7 protein-coding genes and 1 pseudogene are annotated in these 8850 nt (G+C 67.6%); 4 read left to right on the forward strand and 4 right to left on the reverse strand.

Going from position 1 to position 8850, the window contains the following annotated elements; genetic code table 11:
* A pseudogene (locus tag KDH83_RS32700) lies at window positions 1-167 on the reverse strand (heptosyltransferase); the annotation flags it as partial.
* A 101-nt stretch (window positions 168-268) separates the two neighbouring features.
* Between KDH83_RS32700 and msbA the strand changes: the two are divergent.
* From msbA to KDH83_RS27490, 3 genes are all read left to right on the forward strand, one after another.
* Entirely contained in the window at window positions 269-2044 is a 1776-nt protein-coding gene (msbA, locus tag KDH83_RS27480) for a lipid A export permease/ATP-binding protein MsbA (protein ID WP_212321529.1), read from the forward strand.
* A gap of 140 nt (window positions 2045-2184) precedes the next feature.
* Window positions 2185-3999: a monovalent cation:proton antiporter-2 (CPA2) family protein gene (locus KDH83_RS27485; RefSeq protein ID WP_212321531.1), complete on the forward strand. Its 1815-nt coding sequence runs from the start codon at window positions 2185-2187 to the stop codon at window positions 3997-3999.
* Between the two features lie 134 nt (window positions 4000-4133).
* Entirely contained in the window at window positions 4134-4361 is a 228-nt protein-coding gene (locus tag KDH83_RS27490) for a hypothetical protein (RefSeq protein ID WP_212321533.1), read from the forward strand.
* Window positions 4362-4379: 18 nt separating this feature from the next.
* Here the strand turns inward: KDH83_RS27490 and KDH83_RS27495 are convergent, their stop codons facing one another.
* On the reverse strand, window positions 4380-5525 hold the full coding sequence (locus KDH83_RS27495; protein WP_212321543.1) for a diguanylate cyclase: 1146 nt from the start codon (window positions 5523-5525) through the stop codon (window positions 4380-4382).
* Window positions 5526-5771: 246 nt separating this feature from the next.
* Between KDH83_RS27495 and KDH83_RS27500 the strand changes: the two genes are divergently transcribed.
* On the forward strand, window positions 5772-7244 hold the full coding sequence (locus KDH83_RS27500; protein ID WP_212321545.1) for a sensor domain-containing diguanylate cyclase: 1473 nt from the start codon (window positions 5772-5774) through the stop codon (window positions 7242-7244).
* A gap of 56 nt (window positions 7245-7300) precedes the next feature.
* Here the strand turns inward: KDH83_RS27500 and KDH83_RS27505 are convergent, their stop codons facing one another.
* Together KDH83_RS27505 and KDH83_RS27510 are read right to left on the reverse strand one after the other, a co-directional pair.
* Window positions 7301-8002: a DUF3053 domain-containing protein gene (locus tag KDH83_RS27505; RefSeq protein ID WP_212321547.1), complete on the reverse strand. Its 702-nt coding sequence runs from the start codon at window positions 8000-8002 to the stop codon at window positions 7301-7303.
* A 219-nt stretch (window positions 8003-8221) separates the two neighbouring features.
* Window positions 8222-8671 carry a hypothetical protein gene (locus KDH83_RS27510; protein WP_212321548.1) on the reverse strand — a complete coding sequence of 150 codons (450 nt, stop codon included), beginning with the start codon at window positions 8669-8671 and terminating at the stop codon, window positions 8222-8224.
* Window positions 8672-8850: the final 179 nt, after the last annotated feature.

An 8850-nucleotide genomic window follows, 5' to 3' on the forward strand; every position in this document is an offset into this window, starting at 1 on the left:
ATGAAATCCTGCTTGTCGATGCCCTCCAGCAGGTCCCGGGCCCAGGGGCGGGCGCAGATCACCAGGGGCAGGCCGGCCGCCTGCAGGGCACGCAGGCTGGGCAGGCTCATGCAGACATCGCCAACCCAGTTGGGCAGGCGGACATACAGGCAGCTGAATTCGGACATGGGCGGGCGCCGGGGCGCAGGTCAGGAACGGGACAGGGGGCGGACGGCGGCGCGCAGCCGGTACAATCCACCGCATAATTGTATTGAAGCGAGTAATTCCTTTGAATTCTGCCGCACGCAAAGCGACCTTGGGCTCCGAGCCTGTCAAAGCCGAACTCTGGGGGCGGATCTACAAGCGCGTGGGCGCCTATTGGAAGGGCCTGGTGCTTGCCATCCTGCTGATGGCGGGCGCGGCGGCCACCCAGCCCACACTGGCGGTCATCATGAAGCCGCTGCTCGACGAGGGCTTTTCCGGCGTCAAGCCGCATTATGTCTGGTCCCTGCCGCTGGCGGTGGTGGGACTGATCTTCGTGCGCGGGGTCTGCAATTTCTTCAGCGACTACCTGCTGGCCTGGGTGGCCAACAATGTGCTGCTGGGCATGCGCCGCGACATGTTCGAACGCCTGCTGGGGCTGCCCGACGCCGACTTCAAGACCGGCGACACCGGCCGCCTGCTGAACCGCTTCACCATCGACGCTGGCAACGTCACCGGCTACGCCACCGATGTGATTTCCGTGCTGGTGCGCGAAACCCTGGTCGTGATCGCGCTCATCTGCGTGCTGCTGTACATGTCCTGGGTGCTGACCCTGATCATCCTGATCATGCTGCCAGTGTCGGTGCTGGTCGCCCGCGTGTTCATCAAGCGCCTGCGCAGCATCAACCGCGACACCGTCAACATGAATGCCGAGCTGACCCGCGTGGTCAGCGAGGGCATCGACGGCCAGCGCGTCATCAAGCTGTTCGACGGCTACGAAGTCGAGCGCGGCCGCTTCGCCTTCGTCAGCGGCAAGCTGCGCCGCTTCGCCATGCGCACGACCACGGCCGACGCCGCGCTGACGCCGCTGACCCAGGTCTGCATCTCGATTTCCGTGGGCGCGGTGATCGCCGTCGCACTCAGCCAGGCCAATAGCGGCGCCTTGACCGTGGGCAGTTTTGCCTCGTTCATGGCCGCCCTGGCGCAGATTTTCGATCCCATCAAGCGCCTGACCAATGTGGCCGCCCGCATGCAGAAGATGCTGGTGTCCGCCGAAAGCGTGTTCACGCTGATCGACCAGAAGCCGGAAATCGACCAGGGCACGCGCACGCTGCCCGAGCCGGTGCGCGGCCGCGTGGAATTCCGCGGCGTCGGCCATCGCTTCCCCGACGCCGACCGCGATACGCTGAACGATGTGTCCTTCACCGTCGAGCCCGGCCAGACCGTGGCGCTGGTGGGCCGCTCGGGCAGCGGCAAGACCACGCTGGTGAACATGCTGCCGCGTTTCGTGCTGGCCGAGAGCGGAACCATCCTGGTCGACGACGTGCCCGTCAACGACCTGACGCTGCGCAGCCTGCGCTCGCACCTGTCGCTGGTCAGCCAGGACGTGGTGCTGTTCGACGACACCATTGCCGCCAACGTCGGCTACGGCGCGCTGGGCGAGGCGAGCGAGCAGCAAGTCCGCGACGCGCTCGCCGCCGCCAACCTGCTGGAATTCGTCGAGAGCCTGCCCAACGGCCTGCAGACCCAGGTGGGCGAGAACGCCGCGCGCCTCTCGGGCGGCCAGCGCCAGCGCCTGGCGATCGCGCGCGCCCTGATCAAGAACGCGCCCATCCTGATCCTGGACGAGGCCACCTCGGCCCTGGACAACGAATCCGAGCGCCAGGTCCAGGCCTCGCTGGAACGCCTGATGCGCGGTCGCACCACGCTGGTCATCGCGCACCGCCTGTCCACCGTGCAGAACGCCGACCGCATCATCGTGCTGGACGCCGGCAAGATCGTCGAACAGGGCGCCCATTCCGAGTTGCTGGCTGCCAACGGTTTGTACGCGTCGCTCTACAAGATGCAGTTCCGCGAGGACTAGGACTCACCCCGAAGCGCTTGCGCGCTGCCCCTGGAGGGGCATGCCTGCGGACCGGCAAAGCCGGTTCCGCGGCATCCCGATGGATGGCGACCGATGCTTTAGATGCCCGACTGAGGGCTACCCGAACCAGGAGAAGCCTCATGTCCGTGCCCGCCGAAGGCAATCAACTCGTCAACGTCGTCGTGCTGCTGGGCGCGGCGGTGGTCGCGGTGCCGTTGTTCAAGCGGCTGGGGCTGGGGTCGGTGCTGGGATATCTGGCGGCCGGCCTGGCGATCGGCCCGTTCGGCATCGGCTTCTTTTCCGATCCCAAGTCCATCCTGCACGTCGCCGAGCTGGGCGTGGTGATGTTCCTGTTCATCATCGGGCTGGAGATGCAGCCCTCGCGGCTGTGGAAGCTGCGGGGAGAGATCTTCGGCCTGGGCGTGGCCCAGGTGCTGGCCTGCGGCGCGCTGCTGACCGGGGTCGGCCTGCTGGTCGGGCTGTCGGCGCCGGCCGCGTTCATGGCGGCCATGGGCTTCGTGCTGTCCTCCACCGCCATCGTCATGCAGATCCTGGCCGAGCGCGACGAGACCGCCAGCGCCCAGGGCCAGCGCATCGTTTCCATCCTGCTGCTGGAAGACTTGGCCATCGTGCCGCTGCTGGCATTGGCCGCGCTGCTGGCGCCCGCCGGCACGGGCGGGCACGGCGACCCCTGGACCCAGGCCGCCATCGCGCTGGGTTGCGTGCTGGCGCTGCTGGCGGCTGGTCGATGGCTGCTCAATCCGCTGTTCCGCCTGCTGGCCGCGGCCCGCGCGCGCGAGGTCATGACGGCGGCGGCGCTACTGGTGGTGCTGGGCGCGGCCTTGCTGATGGAGCTGGGCGGCCTGTCCACCGCGATGGGCGCATTCCTGGCCGGGGTGCTGCTGTCCGAATCCACCTTCCGGCACCAGCTGGAAGCCGAGATCGAACCATTCCGGGGCATCCTGCTGGGCCTGTTCTTCCTGGGCGTGGGCATGTCGCTGGACCTGTCCGCGGTGGCGCGCGAATGGCAGCTGATCCTGGCGGCGGTGCTGGTCTTCATGGCGGTCAAGTCCATCGGCGTCTATGCCGTCGCCCGCGCGCTGCGCGCCTCCCATGGCGAGGCGCTGACCCGCGCCGCGCTGTTGGCGCAGGGCGGCGAGTTCGCCTTCGTGCTGTACGGCGCGGCCGCCGCGGTCGGCATCTTCGACGCCCATCTCGCGGCCGTGCTGATCGCCGTGGTCATCATTTCCATGGCCCTGACCCCGCTGTGCGTGCTGGCGCTGCGCTGGCTGCTGCCCAAGCCGGCGCCGTCCATGGACGGGGTGGACGTGGCGCGCGACCTGGACGGCTGCGCGCTCATCATCGGTTTCGGGCGGTTTGGCCAGATCGTCACCCAGGCAATGCTGGCGCGCGGCATCAAGGTGTCCATCCTGGATACCGACACGGACGCTATCCGGGCCGCCGCCAAATGGGGCGTCAAGGTCTATTACGGGGACGGAACCAGGGTGGACATGCTGCGCACCGCCGGCGCCGAGACCGCCAAGCTGATCCTGGTCTGCATCGACGACCCCAAGGCCGTCAACCACACGGTCAAGCTGATCAAGTCGGAATTCCCCCTGGTCAAGCTGGTGGTGCGCGCCTATGACCGCATCCATGCGCTGGCGCTGGTGAAGGAGGGCGTGGACTTCCAGGTGCGTGAAACCCTGGAGTCGGCCCTGGCCTTCGGCGAAGCCGCCCTGCGCGAAGCCGGGGTGCCGGCGGACGAGGCGGAGGAAGCGATGGCCGACGTGCGCCGGCGCGACGCCGAGCGCTTCGAGCTGGAAGTGGCCGGCGGCCTGTTCGCCGGCCGTTCCCTGCTGTACGGCAACATGAGCAGCCCGGCCGACGGTCGGAACGACCAGCCGGACCGGGAGACGCCGGAGAGTCACGAGGCGGCGCGCAGCACGCCCATGTGACAAGCATTCGCGGCATCTATGTAAAGCGATCTTTGCATTTATTTTCGCTTCATTTCACGCGCAAGCCGCGCCTGCTGAGTTAGATTGGGCCGGTCGGTCCTTCATTCCGAAGGATCCGCCGCCAGGAGGCCGCCATGCTGCAATCAGATCGCATCACCACGCCGCCGCAAGCCATTGGTTTCGAGCTTGCCCGCCGACAGGCCGCCGTGCTGCGCTGCGGATTTTCAGCGCAGGCGATGCGCGAGCTGGTATCGCACACGGGGGCGGGCGGACCGGCCTGGGCCATCGGCGCCCACCGTGAAACGGACAAGGCGCGTGGCGCCAAGGGCTTTCCGTTCCGCATCGCCGCCGCCGTGTCCTGATCCGGCGGCCGGCCGGCGTCAGGGCTGGGCCATCGCCGTGCGGCTCTTGCCCGCCGATTTTGCCAGGTACAGGGCCTGGTCGGCCGCGTGCAGCACCGAGGCCCTGTCGGCGCCGTGGCGCGGAATCAATGCGATGCCGACGCTGCCGCCGATGCTCACCGGCTTGTCCTGGTCCAGATCGTAGGGCAGGGAAACCGAGGCAATGATGCGTTCGCCCAGTTCGCGCGCCTCGGCCTCGGACAAGCGGCCGGCCAGCAGCACGAATTCGTCGCCGCCGATGCGCGCGGCCACCGCGTCCGCCGGCTTGAGTGCGACCAGGCGGGCGGATACCTGGGTCAGCAGCGTATCGCCCGCCGCGTGGCCATAGGGATCGTTGACGGCCTTGAAGCCGTCCAGGTCCAGATAAAGCACCGCATATTCCGCATGTCCGTGGCCGGCGTTCCGGACGGCGGTGTCCAGCGCGCCGAACAGGCCGTGACGGTTGAGCAGGCCGGTCAGTGAATCCTGGCGGGCATGCAGCTCGTTCTCGCGCCGCGCGAGCATGGTGGACACCAGCATGTCATTCAGGCGGTACGAGGCCATGGACATGGACGTCATGTACAAGGGCACCTGCACCAGCACCAGCCACAGGATGGATTCGTGGGTGAACAGCGCGCCCAGCGCGCAGGGCCCGATGCTCAGGGCGACCATCGCCGCGGACAGGCGCGGCGCGCCGAAGTTGCGCACGCAGATGCCGCCCACCATCGACGCTGCCGACAGGCAGGCCAGCGTGGCGGCGATCCAGTCGCCGCTGAGCAGGCTGATGAAGGTGCCGTAGCCTACGCTCAGCGCCCAGCAGAGCGCCAGCACCACGTACAGGTCCGTGTGCGTGGGCTTGCCGGCGAGCGCTGCCCGGCGGGCCGAGATCAGCACCACGATGCGCGAGGCGCAGACCAGCGTTTCCAGCGCCAGCCACAGCAGGAAGGGTGGCTCGGGGCGGCGGAAGGTGATCAGCGCGGCGACCATCAGCGTATTGATGATGCCGCCGAAGAATATCGGCAGGGATCCGAACAGGCCGCCCAGCAGGGCGACCTGGATATCGGCGGGCACGTTGCGGCCGGGCTTGACCAGCCACTTCGTCATGCGCCATGTCGGCAAGCTGTAGATCCGATCCTTTTTTTCCATAGTGTCTCGGAGGCGGCCGCGGGTCCGGTTCAATTCGGCTCGGTCCATGCACGCGGCCAGCATTGCGCCATGGTAGCCGGGGACGGCCGCGGGCGCATCATACGGCAAGCGCCCGCGTCACGTATTCACGGTGTGTTTACACCATATGTCGCCGCAGCTTGCGCGGCTTCACATGGCCCGGCATTATCTGGCTGCTGCTTTACAGGATATGAATCCGGCCCCGGGCCGCCGCGAAGGAGCGCCGTCTTGAAGCCCCACGGCTATGTGCACCGCGCCTTGTACTCCTTGGCCGCGCTGGTCGCGGTGGGCATTTGCGTGGCCGCGGCGGCCTTGCTGTGGGCCGACCGGCGCGGCACCTGGGACGCGGCCTACGTGGCGTCGCGCAATCTGGCCGACGGGCTGGCCGGCGCCATTGGCCGCACGCTCCACGTCTACGACCTGTCCTTGCAGGGCGTGATCGAACGGTTGCACGAGCCGGGCGTGGCGCTGTTGGCGCCGCAGACGCTGCATCGTTTCCTGTTCGACCGCTCCGCCTCGGCAGAGTACCTGGGCACCATCCTGGTGCTGGACCGCGACGGCCTGGTCCGCTACGACTCCGCCTCCATCGCGCCGCCCCTGACCAGCTTCGCCGATCGCGATTTCTTCCGGGTCCATCGCGACGCCGACGACGTGGGCATGTATCTCAGCCGTCCCTACCGCAGCCGCCTGCGCGGCGGCGACGAGAGCCTGGCCGTCAGCCGCCGGCTGGCCAATCCCGATGGCAGCTTCGCCGGCGTGGTCGTGGGCACGCTGCGCCTGGCGTATTTCCGCGACCGCTTTTCGGGCCTGTCGATCGGCGAGCGCGATGTCATCACCGTGTTCCGCAACGACGGCGCGGTGCTGGCGCGCGACCCGTATTCCATGAGCGACCTGGGCGACGACCTCGCCATGTCGCCGGCCTTCCAGCAATTCCTGATCCGGCGGGAGGGCGCTTTTGTCGGCATCCTGTCGCCGGACGGCGTGCGTCGCCTCTATACATTCGACAGTGTGGCAGGCACACCCGTGGTGGTCGCCGTGGCGCTGGCCGTGGACGAGGTGCTGCAACCCTGGGTGCGCCGGGCGATGCTGATCGTGCCCGTCACCATCGCCCTGTCGGCGGCGGTGCTGGCGCTGATGTGGTTGTATCGCCGCGAAATGGCGCGGCGCGGCGAGGTCGAGCGCAGGCTGGAGGCGCAGGCGCATACCGACGGCCTGACGGGCATCTCCAACCGCAGGCTATTCGACGAGGTGCTCGAGCGCGAGTGGCAAAGCGCGCTGCGCGAGCGCGCGCCATTGTCCCTGCTGTTCGTGGATGCGGACCACTTCAAGCGCTACAACGATCGCTATGGGCACCAGGAGGGCGATGCGCTGTTGAGGCGGCTGGCTCAGGCCATCCGCCAGAAGGCGCGGCGGCCGCGCGACCTGGCGGCGCGGTATGGCGGGGAAGAGTTCGTGTTGTTGCGGCCGCGCACGGAAGGGCGGCAGGCCGCCGTCATCGCCGAACGCCTGCGCAAGTCGGTCGCCGCCTTGCGGCTGCCGCACCAGGACAATGACGGGGGCATCGTCACGCTGAGCATCGGGGTGGCGTCGGCGCTGCCCGAGCCAGGGCAGGCGGCTGCCAGCCTGGTCGAAGCCGCGGACGCGGCGGTCTATCGCGCCAAGGAGGCCGGCCGCAACCGCGTGGCCATGGCCGGCCGGTAAGGCGCCGGCGGGCCGGCTGCGCGCCGCCCGCAAGGCGGCGCGCTTCAAGCAAGGGCTCAGCGGCCCAGCATCACGGCCTGCAGGCGGGTATGCGCCTGCTGTACGTTGCGCGCCTGGGTGTTCAGGTCTTGCAGCATCGTGTTCAATTCCTTCTGGACGGCCGGATCGCTGACCTGGACCATCGAGCCGGAGATCTGGATTTCCTTCTGGTGCTGGGCGACGTAGTCGGCGATCTTCAGGCTGCTGTCGAAGGTGGCGTTGATCTGCGGCAGCACACTGCGGAAGGTGTCGGCGGGCAGCGTCACGGTCTTTTCATAGGCCTTTGCATAGACGGCCTTCAGGTCGTCGGGCTGCTTGAGCTGCGCGCGGGCGGCGTCGGCCTTGCCTTGCTGTTCCTTCAGCGCCACGCCCATGTCGTTGAGCGCCGTCTGCACCGTCTTCAGGTCGTCGCGGCGGGTGACGATGTCGCTCAGTGTACGCATGCCGCCCTTTTGCATCAGGCTGTTCAGCGGCTTGACCGATGCGTCCATGCCCGAGTTGAAATCCGTGATCACGGCGTAGTGCGTGGCATAGTCACCGAAGGACTTCTTTTCTTCTGCTGTCAGTTGCGGCACGCGCACGCCGGGCTTGTCGATGATGCGGGTCTGCAGGAACTGCGTGAACGCGGCGCGTTGCTCGGGTTCCTTGTCGCCGCAGGCAGCGAGCAGCAAGGGCAGCGCCAGGGCCAGGGCGAAGATCGGGCGGAAAAGGGATTTCATGGAAAAGCTCCTGTGTTGCGGGATATCGGGCGAGCCGCCGGGCAGCAACGCCAAGCGCCGGGAGCTTATCGACTGCTCCCGGCGCCTGCCACAGGTTTAAGACTTGTTTGCAAACGAAGCGGAATGAAACAACTCGGTCACAGAACGATGTGATTCGCGCGGCGTTTGCTGCTACGTGCGCGCGGCGCGCACGTTCCTGGAGGAGTACATCTGCGGAAGTTAGACCACGTACTGCGGCCGTCCTTCACGGACCCAGCGGGCGTAGCGCGCGTCGATGGCCGGGGCCAGCCGTTCATAGTGTTCCCAGGTGTCCGGCACGCGGTAGAGCGAAGCTTCGTCCACGGAGAAGGCGGCGAAGTAGTCGTCGATGTAGCGGCTGTCATGATCGTCGCCCACGTAGTACGCCAGGGCGAAGGCGGCGCCCTCGGCGTTCAGGTCTTCATCGATCAGCTTTTCGTCCAGCTCGGTGATCAGGAACTGGGCGCCGCTCAATTCCCGGCGTTGCAAGGCGGCCAGCGCCTCGGCCGAGTCGTCGGCCAGTTCCTCGCCCGCCATGCCGTGCAACAGCGCCCAGGCCAGGAACATGCCGATGTGGGTGGCGGCGGCGGAATCAGGCAGATCGTCGGGATAGTCGCCTTCGTAGTGCCAGGATGCATCGTCGAATTTCATCAGGATCTGTCTTCCTTGTCGTGGGAGGGCCGCCCGCGCGCCGGGCGGAACGGGATTCAGAAAACCAGCGGGCGCAGCACCAGCACCCAGACCGCCAGCAACAGGGCCAGCACGCTGACGGCCAGCGAGACGGCGGCGCCGGTGCGGCCCTCCCACGACAAGGAAGACAGATCCTGATG

The organism is Achromobacter sp. Marseille-Q0513 (assembly GCF_018195695.1).
Classification (GTDB): Bacteria; Pseudomonadota; Gammaproteobacteria; order Burkholderiales; family Burkholderiaceae_B; genus Achromobacter.